General features: G+C 41.1%; 17 protein-coding genes. 3 read left to right on the plus strand and 14 right to left on the minus strand.

The genetic code is table 11. The features are described 5' to 3' along the window. Positions 1 to 250 precede the first annotated feature (250 nt). Genes hemG through pepQ form a run of 4 tightly spaced genes read right to left on the minus strand, consistent with a single transcriptional unit; the run spans position 251 to position 4,252 of the window. A complete protein-coding gene (hemG, locus tag PSF27_RS12885) occupies positions 251 to 775 on the minus strand; it encodes a menaquinone-dependent protoporphyrinogen IX dehydrogenase (RefSeq protein WP_206086359.1) in 525 nt (174 codons plus the stop codon). Between the two features lie 48 nt (positions 776 to 823). Then, entirely contained in the window at positions 824 to 2,275 is a 1,452-nt protein-coding gene (trkH, locus tag PSF27_RS12890) for a Trk system potassium transporter TrkH (protein WP_206086358.1), read from the minus strand. A gap of 28 nt (positions 2,276 to 2,303) precedes the next feature. Then, complete coding sequence (locus PSF27_RS12895) at positions 2,304 to 2,918, minus strand: IMPACT family protein (protein WP_272681605.1); 615 nt, start codon at positions 2,916 to 2,918, stop codon at positions 2,304 to 2,306. Beyond that, positions 2,918 to 4,252, minus strand: coding sequence for a Xaa-Pro dipeptidase (gene pepQ / locus PSF27_RS12900; protein ID WP_206086356.1), 1,335 nt, complete (start codon positions 4,250 to 4,252; stop codon positions 2,918 to 2,920). Before pepQ ends, PSF27_RS12895 begins: the two co-directional genes overlap by 1 nt. Before the next feature lie 257 nt (positions 4,253 to 4,509). Between pepQ and fadB the strand changes: the two genes are divergently transcribed. Next, positions 4,510 to 6,702, plus strand: a complete 2,193-nt coding sequence (fadB, locus tag PSF27_RS12905; RefSeq protein ID WP_272539565.1) for a fatty acid oxidation complex subunit alpha FadB — start codon at positions 4,510 to 4,512, stop codon at positions 6,700 to 6,702. A 4-nt stretch (positions 6,703 to 6,706) separates the two neighbouring features. Then, a complete protein-coding gene (fadA, locus tag PSF27_RS12910; protein WP_272681606.1) occupies positions 6,707 to 7,873 on the plus strand; it encodes an acetyl-CoA C-acyltransferase FadA in 1,167 nt (388 codons plus the stop codon). 41 nt (positions 7,874 to 7,914) lie between these two features. On the opposite strand, the gene PSF27_RS12915 is transcribed toward fadA, so the two are convergent. The 4 genes from PSF27_RS12915 to pepE form a co-directional block, all read right to left on the minus strand. Beyond that, positions 7,915 to 8,076: a hypothetical protein gene (locus tag PSF27_RS12915; RefSeq protein ID WP_272681607.1), complete on the minus strand. Its 162-nt coding sequence runs from the start codon at positions 8,074 to 8,076 to the stop codon at positions 7,915 to 7,917. A 142-nt stretch (positions 8,077 to 8,218) separates the two neighbouring features. Beyond that, positions 8,219 to 8,920, minus strand: a complete 702-nt coding sequence (fre, locus tag PSF27_RS12920) for an NAD(P)H-flavin reductase (RefSeq protein ID WP_272681608.1) — start codon at positions 8,918 to 8,920, stop codon at positions 8,219 to 8,221. 10 nt (positions 8,921 to 8,930) lie between these two features. Next, positions 8,931 to 10,403 carry a 4-hydroxy-3-polyprenylbenzoate decarboxylase gene (ubiD, locus tag PSF27_RS12925; protein ID WP_206086352.1) on the minus strand — a complete coding sequence of 491 codons (1,473 nt, stop codon included), beginning with the start codon at positions 10,401 to 10,403 and terminating at the stop codon, positions 8,931 to 8,933. Positions 10,404 to 10,515: 112 nt separating this feature from the next. Continuing rightward, positions 10,516 to 11,241 (minus strand): dipeptidase PepE, encoded by a 726-nt coding sequence (gene pepE, locus PSF27_RS12930; protein WP_206086351.1) that lies wholly within the window; start codon positions 11,239 to 11,241, stop codon positions 10,516 to 10,518. A 163-nt stretch (positions 11,242 to 11,404) separates the two neighbouring features. On the opposite strand from pepE, the gene rfaH reads away from it, so the two are divergent. Beyond that, entirely contained in the window at positions 11,405 to 11,902 is a 498-nt protein-coding gene (rfaH, locus tag PSF27_RS12935; protein WP_206086350.1) for a transcription/translation regulatory transformer protein RfaH, read from the plus strand. Between the two features lie 77 nt (positions 11,903 to 11,979). Here rfaH and tatC read toward each other — a convergent pair whose 3' ends face one another. The 6 genes from tatC to ubiE form a co-directional block, all read right to left on the minus strand. Beyond that, the gene (gene tatC, locus PSF27_RS12940; RefSeq protein WP_206086349.1) at positions 11,980 to 12,744 is read right to left on the minus strand and encodes a Sec-independent protein translocase subunit TatC; all 765 of its coding nucleotides are present in this window, start codon (positions 12,742 to 12,744) and stop codon (positions 11,980 to 11,982) included. Between the two features lie 3 nt (positions 12,745 to 12,747). Continuing rightward, positions 12,748 to 13,308, minus strand: coding sequence for a Sec-independent protein translocase protein TatB (tatB, locus tag PSF27_RS12945; protein ID WP_206086348.1), 561 nt, complete (start codon positions 13,306 to 13,308; stop codon positions 12,748 to 12,750). A 3-nt stretch (positions 13,309 to 13,311) separates the two neighbouring features. Further along, entirely contained in the window at positions 13,312 to 13,593 is a 282-nt protein-coding gene (tatA, locus tag PSF27_RS12950; RefSeq protein ID WP_206086347.1) for a twin-arginine translocase TatA/TatE family subunit, read from the minus strand. A 113-nt stretch (positions 13,594 to 13,706) separates the two neighbouring features. Next, positions 13,707 to 15,341, minus strand: a complete 1,635-nt coding sequence (gene ubiB, locus PSF27_RS12955) for a ubiquinone biosynthesis regulatory protein kinase UbiB (RefSeq protein ID WP_272681609.1) — start codon at positions 15,339 to 15,341, stop codon at positions 13,707 to 13,709. Then, positions 15,328 to 15,981, minus strand: a complete 654-nt coding sequence (locus PSF27_RS12960) for a ubiquinone biosynthesis accessory factor UbiJ (protein ID WP_272574199.1) — start codon at positions 15,979 to 15,981, stop codon at positions 15,328 to 15,330. Before PSF27_RS12960 ends, ubiB begins: the two co-directional genes overlap by 14 nt. 1 nt (position 15,982) lies before the next feature. Continuing rightward, entirely contained in the window at positions 15,983 to 16,738 is a 756-nt protein-coding gene (gene ubiE / locus PSF27_RS12965; protein ID WP_047756010.1) for a bifunctional demethylmenaquinone methyltransferase/2-methoxy-6-polyprenyl-1,4-benzoquinol methylase UbiE, read from the minus strand. Between the last annotated feature and the right edge of the window lie 8 nt (positions 16,739 to 16,746).

Consider the following 16,746-nt stretch of genomic DNA (forward strand, 5'->3'; position numbering starts at 1 on the left):
CTTTTCTTTTAGAAAGTCAAGTGTTTATTTTCAACTTTTTCTTTCTTCACACCGTGTTATCACTTACTTTCTCAAGTTTGGCTTAAGGCTTTTATTTTCTAACCTCACCACCGAAGCGGTTTGCCGTGACAACGGATGCGCATTATAGGGAGACGAAAAAATCTCGCAAGTGTTTTTTTGATATTTCCCACTGACAGCTTAATAATTAAACAATTCGTATAAAAAAAATATGATTTGTTGATAAATCACACTATAGATTATCAAACTCAATCGCAAAGTATGAAACCTTCTCCCAATTGGTGTACTCAATTTCAGTATTAGGGTCTGTTGGCCCATCTGTCATTTTCATAATGAGACGGATCATTACTTTATCGAACCATTTATAGCGTGGGTAAAACAACGCCCCCGCAAAAACAGACTTCAATGCTGGCTTCCAAGGACAAACCTCCAGAAACTTACGCGTATAAGCATTTGTCTCTACTGTGTTCTTACCTTCTTTCCTTGCTGTTAGGTTCACTGCAAAGAAAGCGGTCTTCATTGAATTCAGCTGGCTTTGATGAGAAGTCGCGAAACGCTGAAGTTTTTTATTGAAATGCCCATAACGGATAGAAGCCCCTACCAGCACCTTATCATAAGCAGATAAATTAAAATTTTGCTCTGTATTCAAATCGCGAATATCACATTCTCGGCCTAAGCTACGTAATTGCTCTGCTATTTTTAAAACAATTTTTTTTGTCTGCCCATCCGTACTGGAATGTAGAAGTAAATAACTCATTATCGTTCCTAGATTTTTATCATTTCTATATAGCAATATTGTACTGAATTACTCACGCCAAAACGTTGGAGTCAGTAACACTAATAAGGTAAACACTTCTAAACGACCAAATAACATAGTAACGACCAAAATCCATTTACCCGCTGGATTCATACTTGTGAAGTTATCCGCTACTGTACCTAACCCTGGTCCTAAGTTATTCAATGTAGTCGCAATCGCAGAAAACGCTGAAAATTCATCGACACCTGTTGCGATAAGCAATAAGAGGCTGACAACAAAAACCAATGCATACGCTGAAAAAAAGCCCCAAACAGCCTCTATTATACGTTCAGGAAGTGCTCTTTGCCCAAGCTTGATGGTATAGACTGCATTTGGATGTACTAGTCGTTTTAGTTCGCGGGAACCTTGTAAGAACAATAATAAGATACGGATAACTTTTAAACCGCCCCCCGTTGAGCCTGCACATCCACCAACAAATGCTGCACACAATAAAAGCATTGGCAAAAATAGCGGCCAACCAGAGAAGCTATCTGTCGTGAAGCCCGCCGTTGTGGCCATCGAGACAACTTGGAAAAAAGCCTGATCAAGTGTTTGACCAAAACCGCCGTAGACAGAGTGATACATCAATATCGCAGTACAAACCACCACGAGGACAAACTGGAAGCTGATAAACATCTTAAATTCAGGATCGCGCCAATAAATACCGAGGCTTCGCCCAGTTAAAACTGCAAAGTGCAAACCAAAGTTACACCCCGAGATAATAAGGAAAACACCAATAATGGTATTAATTGCGGGGCTATTAAAGTAACCGATGCTGGCATCGTGGGTAGAAAACCCACCAATAGCAATTGTTGAAAAGCTATGGGAAATCGCATCAAACACATCCATCCCAGCTATCCATAACGCAATTGCACAGGCTATCGTCAATAAGACATAGATAAGCCAGAGTGTTTTGGCTGTTTCCGCAATTCGAGGACGCATTTTATTGTCTTTCAATGGCCCTGGCATTTCTGCACGATAGAGCTGCATTCCCCCAACACCTAACAGGGGAAGAATAGCAACTGCAAGCACGATGATCCCCATCCCCCCAAGCCACTGCAACATTTGTCGATAAAATAAAATTGCTTTAGGTAAAGAATCAAGTCCTGTTAATGTTGTTGCTCCAGTCGTCGTTAAGCCAGAAAAGGATTCAAAAAAGGCATCCGTCACTGAAAGGTTTGGCCTTTCAGAGAAAATAAACGGTAATGCTCCCACACTGCCCAATACGGTCCAAAATAAGACAACAATAAGAAAGCCTTCTTTCGCTTTTAATTCATGTTTGCTATTACGCGTAGGTAACCATAAAAATAGACCAATTAATAATGCCGTAACGAAAGTCTGGCTGAAGGCTCGCCCTGCACCATCGCGATAAATTAACGCGACAATACCAGGAATAACCATGGTAAAAGAAAAAATGATGACAAGCAGCCCGACAATACGGGTTATTGCACGAAAATGCATTCGGCAGGTTCCTTGCTAAAGCGATTGACTATTCCGATTCTGGCGTGAGCGCTAAGGCACCACGGCTTATATCGCGTAATTTATCATTGACCTCCTGCTCAAGGGCAGCAGGAATTGTAATTTGCAAAGCAACAACTTCATTATAATCACTGTGCAAGATCACGCCATTGACCTGAGCAAGCAGCTGTTCTATTGCATTAATTAGCGAATAATCACACACTAAATTAAACACTTTTTGTGGGACTTTGGTTTGTGTCGATAGTATTTTCAGCGCTTGTTGTGCGCCATTACCATAAGCTTTAACTAGCCCACCAGTACCTAATTTGATCCCACCAAAATAACGCACAACCACACAAGTGATTTCCCCTAGTTGACTACCTAAGAGCTGAGCCATAATAGGTTTACCAGCCGTCCCTGTAGGTTCCCCATCATCGGAAAAGCCCAATTGTTGAGAATCGTCAGGGCGGCCAGCAACGAATGCCCAGCAATGGTGCCGAGCATCGGGGTATTGTGCTTTAATCGATTGAATGTAATCTTTCGCCGCTTCAATACCCTCGGTATGAGCTAAGTAAGTAATAAATCGGCTTTTTTTAATTTCTTCTGTAAAAGAAATCGTTTCTGCCGGTATTAAATAAGGTTTCATTAACGTAAATGCAGGTCTCGAGTCATATTTTCGATACGGTTAGCATGGATCACGATATTATCTTCAATACGAATACCACCGTATGGCTTAAAGAACTCAATTCTATCCCAATTAAAATGCTGACTAAACTCACCCGCTCTCCACGATAAAAGCAGAGATTCAATGAAGTAAAGACCTGGTTCGATAGTTAACACCATTTTGGGTTCTAGAACACGAGTACAACGCAAGAAAGGATACATTTTTGGTGCTGCAAGATGTGTCCCATTGTCGTCTTGCATAAATCCAGCTGCATCATGGACCTGCAGACCTAATGGATGCCCTAAACCATGAGGTAAAAATGGTGTAGTTAAACCATTCTCAACCATTGATTCTTCACTAATACCATTAACAATATCATGTTTCACAAGGATTTTTGCTATACGGTGATGCATATCCACATGGTAATCAGTGTAACGAACGCCCGCTTTAATTGTGTCGATAAGAGAAAGCTGCTCTTTATTAACGTCCGCGACTAATTCAGCAAATTCATCCTTGCCTTTTGCTGCATACGTTCTCGTGATATCAGCCGCATAACCGTTATATTCGGCGCCTGCATCAATCAAGAAACTCCGTAATTCAGCAGGAACGGATTGCTGTAATTTAGTGTAATGGAGCACTGCTGCATTTTCATTCAATGCAACAATATTGCCATACGGCACGTTAGTATCACGGTGGCCTGTTGATTGTAAGTAGCTGACATTAATATCAAACTCACTCATTCCAGCACGGAAGGCTTCCAATGCAGCAAGATGGCCATTTACCGCCATTTTTTGCGCTTCACGCATGCAATACAGTTCGTAGTCTGTTTTATAGGCACGATGAAAATGGTAATAATCTAAGACTGGCTTCGGATTAATATTATCTAAAGAGATGCCTAAAGATTCGGCTCTTGCTGCCGCTGAACCAATATAAGCAACATTCTCTTTTGGTAAACTGGCCAGGAACCCTTTGATATCATCTGCATTTTTTAGATGAATCAGTTCGACATCTTTCGTCCAAAAGCCATTTGGAAGTGGCTCAACACTGTGCCAATAATCAACGGGTGAGTAAAACCATAATTTAGGTTTATTAACGCCGTCAACTAATAACCAAGAGTGGGGGACATCCGTAACAGGAACCCAAGCCTTAAAGTGCGGATTAACCTTAAATGGGTAGTCACTATCATCAAGAAAGATGCGAAGTGGTTCACCCGAATGAATCAATATGGCATCTAATTTGCTGCGCTGTAAGACTTGCTGAGTTCTGTTTTGTAACGTTTTAATATGATCAGCGTAGAGTGCAGTCAGTTTTTCCATTTCCTTCAACCTTTCAGCATTAATTAGAAAATTCAAGCTTATCACGTTCTGTTCTTAACGGATATGCACTCCGTTGCAAATCCAAACTAATTAATTGATAAATAATAAAAATATCATTTTAAAACAACAGTATTTCACTTAATTGCTGTGACCAAGATTCCAAATTTGTTATTAACCGTTTGCAATTAATTAACATTCTAGTCACACTAAAATCATCTGGTCGTACCAGATAACTTTTTCATGTAAAGGAGAACAGAATGCTTTATCAAAGTGAAACAATCTATATTCAATGGTTGAAAAAAGGTATTGCAGAACTGGTTTTTAATTCACCAGGGCCAATCAATAAGTTGGATACCCACACCGTTGCTTCACTGGATGAAGCCGTGTCTGTTCTTGAGCGTCAACCTGATCTGCAAGGTGTTATTTTCCGCTCTGACAAATCTGCTTTTATTGTCGGAGCTGATATCAAAGAATTTCTCTCATTATTTGAAGCACCGAAAGAAACCCTCAGTGAATGGCTGAAATACGCTAATAGCATCTTTAATCGCATTGAAGATCTCCCTGTTCCTACAATTTGTGCAATCAATGGTTATGCACTTGGTGGCGGCTGTGAGTGTGTTTTATCAACAGATTTTCGTATCGCATCCCCTGATGCTCGTATTGGTTTACCTGAAACGAAACTTGGTATCATGCCAGGGTTTGGTGGCTCTGTTCGTTTGCCAAGGTTAATTGGTTTAGATAGCGCGCTAGAAATTATTACTGCAGGCAAGGATGTAAGCGGGCCTCAAGCACTCAAATTAGGGTTAGTTGATGCCGTAGTTGAAACCGAAAAATTGCCACAATCTGCTTTAGCCATTATTGAATCAGCCATTGCGGGTAACATGAATTGGCAGAAGAAGCGTCAACCTAAACTAGCCCCTCTTCAATTAAGCCCACTTGAGCAGACCATGAGCTTTAATGTTGCGAAAGGCATGGTGTATCAAGTTGCAGGAAAACACTACCCAGCACCAATGGCGGCAGTCAATACCATCGAGAAAGCAGCGAATTGCACTCGCGATGAAGCGCTAAAACATGAAACAGCAGCTTTTGTCCCTCTCGCTCACAGTGATGTTGCCCGTTCATTGGTCAGTATTTTTCTTAATGATCAACAAATTAAATCCAATAGTAAAAAACTGGCTCAAAATGTTAAAGCGCCAACTCAAGCCGCTGTTTTGGGTGCAGGTATTATGGGTGGAGGGATAGCTTACCAATCCGCCAGTAAAGGTGTGCCAGTTCTAATGAAAGACATCAATGAGAAGTCTTTAGATCTTGGTATTGAAGAAGCCCAAAAACTGTTAAATAACCAGTTTGAGCGGGGGCGCATTAGTGCAGCTAAAATGGCAACAACTTTAGCCGCAATCCACCCTTCATTATCTTATAATGGTATTGAAAATAGCCAAATTATTGTCGAAGCTGTGGTTGAAAATCCCAAAGTAAAAGCCGCCGTGCTATCTGAAGTGGAATCACTTGTTTCACCAGAAACGATACTGGCATCTAATACTTCAACAATTCCAATTTCCACATTGGCTCAATCCTTAAAACGCCCTGAAAACTTTTGTGGAATGCACTTCTTCAACCCTGTACACCGAATGCCTTTAGTGGAAGTTATCCGCGGTACACAAACGTCTGACGATACTGTCGCAAAAGTCGTTGCCTATGCGAATAAAATGGGCAAAACACCAATTGTGGTGAACGATTGCCCAGGTTTCTTTGTGAATCGTGTTCTATTCCCTTATTTTGCAGGTTTCAACTTATTACTCCAAGATGGCGCGGATTTCAAAGAGATCGACAAAATCATGGAAAAAGAATTTGGCTGGCCGATGGGCCCTGCTTATTTACTTGATGTCGTTGGTATCGACACCGCCTTCCACGCTGAACAAGTGATGGCGCAAGGTTTCCCTGAGCGAATGAGTAAAACGGGTAAAAATGCAATTGATGTGATGTATGAACAACAGCGCTTTGGCCAAAAGAACGGGAAAGGCTTTTATCAATACGAAAAAGATAAAAAAGGGAAACCTAAAAAAGTCAATGACCCACAAACTGATGAACTACTGAATTCTATCTGCAAAGTTAAGCGTTCATTTACGAAAGAAGAAATTATCGCTCGAATGATGGCACCAATGATAAACGAAGTCGTTCGTTGCTTAGAAGAAGGCATAATCCAAAGCCCTGCAGATGCAGATATTGCACTAGTTTATGGCTTAGGCTTCCCTCCATTTAGAGGTGGCGTGTTCTGTTATTTAGACACACTCGGTAGCCAATCATACTTAAAAACTACGGAAGTATTAGCATCATTAAGCCCGCTTTATCAGGCACCTGAGGGCCTAAAAGCAAAAGCGATGACTAATGCTACCTATTACCCACAACCGCCTGTTGTGGCTATTGATCTCAAAAAAGTTGCGAGGGGTTAATTTTATGGAAAACGTCGTCATTATTGATGGAATACGCACACCAATGGGCCGTTCAAAGGGTGGAGTATTTCGCCATGTTAGAGCTGAAGACCTTTCTGCGCACCTTATGAACGCAATTTTTGAACGCAATCCTAATGCAAGTAAAAAAGAATTAAATGACATTATCTGGGGATGTGTACAACAAACTTTAGAACAAGGTTTTAATATTGCAAAAAATGCCGCTTTATTAACGGATATTCCCCATACAGTGCCTGCTGTCACGGTTAACCGCCTTTGCGGTTCATCAATGCAGGCGGTACATGATGCGAGCCGGTTAATTATGACGGGTGATGCAAATTCAGTCTTAATTGGTGGTGTGGAACATATGGGGCATGTGCCTATGACACATGGCATCGACTTTAACCCTAGACTCACATTGCGAGTAGCAAAAGCCGCAGGAGCAATGGGGTTAACCGCAGAAATGCTAGCCAAAATGTACAAGATTAGTCGAGAAGAACAAGACGCCTTTGCACTTAGGTCTCACCAACTTGCCGCTACTGCCACAAAAAATGGAAAGTTCGCCAATGAAATCGTAGCTATTGAAGGGCATGATGCTGATGGGAATCTTATTTCCGTAAATTATGACGAAGTCATCCGCTTAGACGCGAGTCTTCAAGGGTTAGCCGCCCTTCGCCCTGCCTTTGATCCTGTAAATGGTACAGTAACTGCGGGGAACTCATCTGCTTTATCAGATGGCGCATCCGCCATGTTACTTAGTAGCGAAAGCTATGCGAAGCAACATGGCATAAAACCGAGAGCTAGAGTCAGGGCAATGGCCGTTGTTGGCTGTGATCCATCTATTATGGGATTTGGCCCTGTTCCTGCGACTGAAATGGCGCTAAAACGAGCAGGCTTATCTTTAAATGATATTGATATTATTGAGTTAAATGAAGCATTCGCGGCTCAATCCATCGCATGTTTAAAAGGACTGAATATTGCTGAAAGCCTCATCGATGAGAAGGTAAACCTAAGCGGAGGGGCTATTGCGCTGGGTCACCCATTAGGTTGCTCTGGAGCAAGGATCACTACAGCATTACTGAATCAGTTAGAGCAAAAAGATAAGCAATTTGGTTTAGCCACAATGTGTATTGGTTTTGGTCAGGGTATCGCCACAATTATTGAACGAGTTTAATACCCCTTTCGTCAAACATTGCATTTTGTCGATGTTCCCGCCTAGTCAGGGGCGGGTTTTTTTGCTTTTTTGCCAAATACCCGTGAGTCGTCTGCCATAATTTCGACTAATAGTTGGCGACAAAAAATTATTTCAAAGCGTTTTAACCTTGAAATGACTGTAAGAACTAAGTGAAGTCCCCCTGCAATCTGCAACACTGCCATATTAAATAATATACCAATGCAGGTTTACCCCTCATAGTTCAGATTATAGATAGATAGCAAGCAAAGATATTCCTAGGAGCGTAGATAACTACATGACTAGGGGAGCTAAGTGAAGCCCCCCTACAATTTGAAATATGGCTGGTTAAATAAATTCGTAGGCATCACCAAACAAGCGTTCAACTTTAGCTCCACGCTCATTACAAAAACGATCCCTCGCGCTTTTCGCCATCTCAAAACGACCTGCAATATAAATGTCATGTTCTGAAAGGTCGCCAAAATCCTCTAATACTGCGCTAAGAACTGTCCCTGTACGGCCTCGCCATAATTCATCGGGTTGTTCAACAACAGGAACGACTTTTAGACTAGTGTATTTTTCACTCAGCGCCTGAAGTTCACCAAGATCATACAAATGCTCTAATTGACGCCCACCCCAATAGAAGGTGATATCCCGTTGAGGGTTTTCAGCTAAAGCGGCAAGTAATATTGAATGGGTATAAGAGAACCCCGTTCCCCCCGCAATTAAAATCATTGGGCTTTGACTGTCTTCACGAAACCAGGCTTTGCCATGGGGAATATCGATATCGATGCGTTGTTGATCTAAAATCCTATCCATCACCGCCATGGCATATAAATTAATTTCAGAGGCACCAATATGCAGCTCGATTGTGCCTTTGGTGCTGAGTGTGGATGCCATTGAAAATGGTCGTTTATCTCGCTCATCCATCACAACCATCAAATATTGACCAGCTTTAAAATGAAAGGGACCATCTGGCAACAAAATAACCCGATAAACCGTATCCGTGATTGATTCGACAGATGTGACTTTACAGCTTAAAGTTGCCATGCTTTCCCTCTTATTTTTCAAAAATTTTCAATTGTTCCCAGATATCATCAATGCGAGATTTAACGCTTTCCGTCATGACAATTGGGCGGCCCCATTCACGGTCTGTTTCACCTGGCCATTTGTTTGTCGCATCAAGCCCCATTTTTGAACCTAAACCAGACACAGGGGAAGCAAAATCAAGATAATCTATTGGGGTATTTTCCATCATAACCGTATCTCTAGCAGGGTCCATACGCGTTGTAATAGCCCAAATAACATCCTTCCAGTCACGTGCATTGATATCATCATCGCAAACAATAACAAATTTAGTGTACATGAACTGACGCAGGTATGACCAGACCCCCATCATGACTCTTTTTGCATGCCCTGCATATTGCTTTTTCATTGTTACAACCGCTAAACGGTATGAACACCCTTCGGGGGGGAGATAAAAGTCGACAATTTCAGGAAATTGTTTTTGTAAAATTGGCACTAAAACCTCGTTTAGTGCTTCACCAAGTACCGCTGGCTCATCAGGTGGGCGGCCAGTATATGTTGAGTGATAGATAGCATCACGGCGTTGAGTAACATGAGTGACTGTGAACACAGGGAAGTTATCTATTTCATTGTAATAACCCGTATGATCGCCATAAGGTCCTTCTGGCGCCATCTCACCAGGTTCAATATAGCCTTCAAGGATAATTTCAGCACCAGCAGGTACTTCAAGATCATTGGAAATACACTTAACCACTTCCGTTTTATTACCGCGTAATAAACCCGCAAAAGCGTATTCAGATAGCGTGTCTGGCACAGGAGTAACTGCGCCTAAAATCGTTGCTGGATCAGCACCCAATGCAACAGCTACAGGAAACTTTTCCCCTGGATGTGCTTGGCACCATTCTTGGAAGTCTAATGCACCACCACGATGAGACAACCAGCGCATGATCACTTTATTTTTACCAAGGACTTGCTGACGATAAATACCGAGGTTTTGACGCTCTTTGTGTGGCCCTTTAGTGACAGTCAACCCCCACGTAATAAGTGGTGCGGCATCTTCTGGCCAACAATGCATAACTGGAATTTTAGTTAGATCAACATCTTCACCCGCCCAAATTTGTTCCTGACACGGAGCTGAGCTTAAGCGCTTAGCAGGCATATTCAAAACTTGTTTGAATTTAGGTAACTTATCGAATAAGTCACGGAAACCCTTCGGAGGATCAGGCTCTTTTAAGAATGCGAGTAGCTTGCCAACATCATGCAAGGCTTTAATGTCTTCTTGCCCCATTCCCATTGCAACCCGCTTGGTTGTCCCAAACAAATTACATAGAACAGGCATATTGTAACCTTTTGGATTTTCAAATAATAAGGCCGGTCCCCCTGCTCTTAGGGTGCGATCTGCAATTTCAGTCATCTCCAAATAGGGATCGACTTCCATTGTAATGCGTTTTAACTCGCCTTGCTTTTCCAGCTGCGCGATAAAATCTCTAAGGTCACGATATTTCATTATCTTCTTTTACTATTACAGAGGGAGTCTCATTATAAGACGTCCGGCCAAGGTTACAAGTTACTGTCTAAATCATTTAAAAATCAATATTTTTCCGGTTAAGTATACCATTTTACTGGCAATCAAAAGGGACTAATTTTTCTAATAATAAAGTATCGAACTGCTCTGGGAATGTTTTGTTGTGCTGAAATAATTTAAAACCTTCATTCTTACCACTAAAATAATGGAGTTCATTCCCTTTAATTTGCAAACCGCTACCTTCTCGAAGCGCAACAACCACTTCATGTGGGTTAATTACGCAAAACTCTTGTAGTCTTTCATCACGTGTTTCCCCCATATGCCCAGAAATATGTGCATCAATGTAATGTGGGTTAATTTGTAATGGAAAGAGCCCCAAAGATGGCATAATAGCTGCATTACTCACAGGCATATCATTGGTTGTGCGAATACTTGGCGTTGCTACATTACAACCTGCACTCCAACCAATGTATGGAACACCACGCTCTCTGACCGCACGTTGAATCGCCACAATCAAACCATTTTCATGTAGGCACTTGTTTAACCACCAAGTATTACCACCGCTAACCAGAATACACTCTGCTTGTTCAATGGCTTCAACTGGGCTAGAAAAATGCTCTATAGTCGTTACTTTAATGCCTAGTGCTTCTGAAAGTTGTTCTGCACGCTCATCATGGGATCCACGGAGAACAGCATATGGAACGAGAACAGCTGATTTGATATTTTTACGGGTAAGTGTTTCTTTAATTCGAGGTAAAGCATAGCTTAACCAAACTGAGTTTCCTGGTAATTTACCATTACTCAACAAAAAGATATCCATTGTGTCTCCTACAAACTTAGGTTCTATATTACAGTGTTCATAAGCCGCAGCTTGATGATTTTAACTTACGGATATGAATAATATTGTGCAGAGGTTCATTAGTCACATTGTTCTGTCGTAATTTGTTATCATAAACATATTATTGTCATACGAGATTCAAAAAATGGAAAAATGGTACCTGCTTTATTGCAAACGAGGCCAAATTGAACGTGCTATTGAGCATCTAAATAGACAGAACGTGCTCTGTATGACTCCCATGACTGAGATGGAAAAAATTGTTAGGGGTAAAAGGACAACGGTGCAAGAAGCATTATTTCCGAATTACTTATTTGTAAAGTTTGATCATAACGAAATTCATACTACGACGATTCAATCCACTCGGGGTGTTAGCCATTTTATTCGTTTTGGCCAATTACCGACTGAAGTACCAGAAGAAGTGATTGAGTTATTACAGCTGACTCCAATTACCCATATGGTTGCACCAGACCTTCCAAAATCAGGCGATAAAGTGACAATTACAGAGGGTATTTTTGCAGGAATTCAAGCTATCTTTGATGAGCCTAATGGAGAGTATCGTTCAATTCTTCTATTGAATATTTTAAACAAAAATGTCCCAAAAGTGCTCGAAAATACGCAATTCAAAAAATCACCTGAGCTGTAATTCAAGACAATAAAAAGCCCATCATTAATGGGCGTTTTATTGTCAGTAAAATCAGGAGCTCGATGCATCTATTAAGGTTAAGATTCTTCTTTTTCATCTTCCTCTTCTTCTTGACGCTTCCTTCCTTTACCTACGTAGAAATTAGAAAGTAAAACACCAAGCTCAAAGAGCAAGTACATGGGCACTGCAAGTAGCGTTTGAGATAATACATCTGGAGGCGTTAAGAACATCCCGACGATAAATGCCCCTACAAGAATGTATGGACGTTTACGCTTAAGTGCCTCAGGGGTAGTGACCCCAGTCCAACACAGTAAGATAATGGCAATAGGCACCTCAAAAGCCGCACCAAACGCCATAAACAAAGTCATAACGAAACTAAGGTACTTACTGATATCAGGAATGAAGTTAACGCTATCTGGCGTTGTTTTAACAAAGAAGCCAAATGCTAGTGGGAAGACAACAAAATAAGCAAATGCCATTCCAAGATAAAATAAAAAGCTACTTGAAACCAGCAGAGGTAACATCAATTTACGCTCATGCTTATAGAGTGCTGGTGCAATAAATGCCCAGATTTGATAAAGAATAACAGGTATCGATACAAAAACCGAGACCATCATTGTCAATTTAATCGGGGTAAAAAATGTTGATGCCACATCAGTCGCACTCATTTGCGAACCCACTGGCAGCTTATCAATCAAAGGGGCCGCAACGAGACGGTAGATATCATTTGAAAAATAAGCAAGTGCAGCGAAGACAATTAAAACTGTTATTAAACAGTTTAATAGCCGTTTGCGAAGTTCAATGAGGTGGCTAATAAGTGGTTGTGTATCATTTACAGCCATGTGTTATTTTTCACTTTCGGTTTGATTCGAGTTTTTAGCTTTAGTATCTTGCGAGTCTGTTGTTGCTAAAGCGACTGGCTCATCAGTTTTTGCTGGTTCCTCAGTTTCAACTTCCTCAACAACAGCAGCCATTTTAGCCGCATACTCAGGATCTGGATCCGATTCTTGCGTCTGTTCAGCGCTGTTTTTCGCATCTTTGACAGCTGTATCATAGCTATCAGTGATTTCTTTAGCTTTATTTAACTCTGTTTCAATATCATTAGTTGTTGCTTGATAGCCACTTTTTAGTGACTGAGCTGCTGTCCGCAGTTCTTCCATAGACTGCTTCAGTTCAGGAGACAGCGCTTCTAGATTAGCTTTCTCCTCAACTTTTTTCAGCGTTTCTTGCAATTCCTGTAATTTCAGCTCTTGCGATAGCTCATTTTGTACATTAGCAGCCATTGAGCGCATGGTACGAATCCACCCAGCAACGGTTCTCACCGCCACAGGTAAGCGCTCAGGCCCTAATACAACAAGACCGATGACAGCAACAAGCAACAGTTCACTAAAACCTATGTCAAACACGGTTTAACCCTGCTCTTTATTTTTGCTCTCAACTGGGCTTTCTTTTTTCTCTGCAGCCTGTTGTTCCGTAATATTTTTAGTCGCAAAATCAGCATCTTGCTTTTCTTGTTCTACTTTCGCTTTTTCATCATCACTCATCGCTTTTTTAAAGCCTTTGAGTGATTCACCTAAATCAGAACCTAAAGAACGTAATTTTTTGGTGCCGAAAATTAAAATAATAAGCAAAGCAATAATAATGAGTTGCCAAGGACTACCAAAAGCAGCCATTGCAATAGTTGATTCCATTGTTAATACCTCTATAGTTTTGGGATCAATTGTTATTAGGTCTATTATATACAACCAACACAAAATACGGAAATGTTCACAGCCTTATAAACTTGTCGCAAAACAAAGTTTACTTAATTTTCGCCTGTTTTACACCAACCAAACAACCACGATAAAGCACCAGCAGCCATAAACACTGCGGAAAGACGCGTTAAATCGGAAATAAAGAATAAACTGCCACAGAGGATAAATGTAGCCCCTATTCCTAATAGGTATTGCGATTTTCGCTGTTTATTTCGCTGACGTTTCAACTGCTGTGCAAGTTGTTCAATGTTTGACTGCAAGTACTTGTGTTGTTTCAGGGCACCATAAATTAAATCTGGTAGCTCAGGCATTTTTTCAGCCCAATAAGGTGCTTTTTCTTTCAATGCTTGTGTAATTGCAGGTAAGCCAACTTGGCTATGCACCCAATCCTCTAAAAATGGTTTTGCTGTTTTCCATAAATCCAACTGAGGGTATAGCTGCCGACCAAGACCTTCCACATACAATAATGTTTTTTGCAATAGTACTAACTGAGGTTGCACTTCCATATTAAAACGGCGCGCCGTATTAAATAAATTCAGTAGTACATGCCCGAAAGAGATTTCGGCTAATGGCTTTTCAAAGATAGGTTCGCATACTGTACGAATGGCGAATTCAAAATCCTCCACATTAGTATCTTGGGGAACCCAACCAGAATCGACGTGAAGCTCCGCAACTTTACGGTAATCACGATTAAAAAATGCAATAAAGTTTTCAGCTAAATAGCGCTTATCTTCTTTATTTAATGAGCCGACGATACCACAGTCAATACCAATATACAGAGGGTCTTCTGGGTGCTCATAACTGACAAAAATATTCCCAGGATGCATATCCGCATGGAAAAAGCTATCGCGAAACACTTGAGTGAAAAAGACCTTTACACCGCGCTCAGCCAACAGCTTCATATTGGTTCCCTGCGCTTTGAGTGTCGCAATATCTGATACAGGGATCCCATAGATACGTTCCATTACCATGACATTTTCACGGCAATAGTCTGGATAAACTTCAGGGATATACAGCATAGAGCTGTTTTCAAAGTTACGTCGCAGTTGAATAGCATTCGCCGACTCGCGTAAAAGGTTCAGCTCATCAATTAATGTTTTTTCATATTCACGAACCACTTCTTTTGGACGCAAACGGCGCCCATCAGGTAATAACGGCACCCAATTTGCGATACGGTACATGAGCTTAATATCCGCTTTGATAATAGGTAAAATATCTGGGCGAATAACCTTGATAACAACATCTTTGCCGTTTTCTTTTAAAATAGCCGTATGAACTTGAGCGATAGACGCAGATGCGAGTGCTTGCTCATCAAAATGATCAAACCATTGCTCCAGAGGCCCACCTAAAGAAGCCTCAATATAACCACGTGCTAATTTACCATCGAAGCTGGCAACTTTGTCTTGTAGTAAAGAGAGTTGATCTGCGATTGCAGGTGGAAAGAGATCTCGGCGAGTCGATAACATCTGGCCAAATTTAATCCAAACGGGGCCTAATTCTTGTAATGCAAGACGTAATCTTTCACCAAGTTCTTTATCTTTGTGCTGATTCCTAATCCAAAAAAAACCCAAGCGACCAATACGAAGTGGCAACGTAAGTTTAATTTTGGGGATTAACTCATCTAATCCGTAAGAGAGAAAAACCCGAATAATGAAGTAAAGTCGTTTTAATTCACCGGGTGTCATTCTTCTCCTCCAGTTGGCTTAGCCGTTGTTCCAGCGTACTCATTGAGCTCTCAATTTGCTCAACCTCATCACTAAAATGCACGAGTTCAAGTTGGCTTGGCGCCATTTTCCACTCTTCAATCAGGGCATCTTTAACATAGGTCTTTTGGCGTTTAACCAAATGAGTTACAAGGCAAACACCTTTATTTAGCAGCTTGCTCAACCCTTCCGCTGCTACATCGCCGATATACGGTGATAAATAGTGAGCTGGATTCCAAATCGCTAAATCGAGCAAAGAAGACCAATGTTGGACAATCTGCATATCCCCTTCAATCACGATATCACCGTGATTAATCAATTGAGATAATTGTTGTTTGTCTTTCAACTTCACTAAAGTGAACAGCGACGTTTTAATTGTACAATCTGCCGCTTCAGTCCATTCGCTCAGTACATCAACATGATTTTCCGCAAAAATCAGGGTCAGTGTTTTATTAAGCTCTTTTAACTCAATGGACATCACCTTACCCGCCAAACGCATCCTAGCAGGCTGCAGAACTTTCTCTTTAAACAGCATATGATTAAGAGAGGTTTCCATCATTGCTGTTATTAAAGAATACAAAACCGTATGTTGGATTTCGGTATGTGCTGATGGCGCTTCCATCTTAGAATTTAAACCCTTTGTGCAATGCAACAATACCACCGGTCATATTTGTATAAGACACTTGTTCAAAACCGGCATTTTCCATCATCCCTTTCAAAGTTTCTTGATTTGGGTGCATACGGATTGATTCTGCTAAGTAACGATAACTATCTGGATCGTTGACAATAGCCTGCCCAATACGCGGTAAAATATGGAATGAATATGCGTCATAAGCTTTATTCAGTGGCTCAATAACGGGTTTTGAAAATTCTAAGACCAGCAAGCGACCGCCTGGTTTTAGCACACGAAACATTGAACGCAGTGCTTTGTCTTTATCGGTAACGTTCCGCAAGCCAAAAGAAATGGTAATACAATCAAAATAGTTATCTGGGAATGGTAGTTCTTCTGCGTTAGCTTGAACATAATTAACATTTCCCACAATGCCGAGGTCACGTAATTTTTCACGCCCCATTTTCAGCATGGAATCGTTAATATCTGCCAGAATGACTTCCCCTTTTTCACCCACCAAGCGTGAAAATTTTGCGGTTAAGTCCCCTGTTCCACCCGCAAGATCCAGTACACGCTGATTACGGCGCACACCGCTTGCTTCAATCGTGAAACGTTTCCAGATACGATGAATACCGAATGACATCAGGTCATTCATTAAGTCATATTTTGATGCTACAGAGTGAAAAACATTCGCTACTAAGCCAGCTTTATCCTCTTTGCCGACAGTGCGGAAACCAAAATCAATGGTTTCTTTCGTTGGTTCAGTCATTTCTCTTA

The organism is Providencia sp. PROV129, assembly GCF_028482245.1.
Lineage (GTDB): Bacteria > Pseudomonadota > Gammaproteobacteria > Enterobacterales > Enterobacteriaceae > Providencia > Providencia vermicola.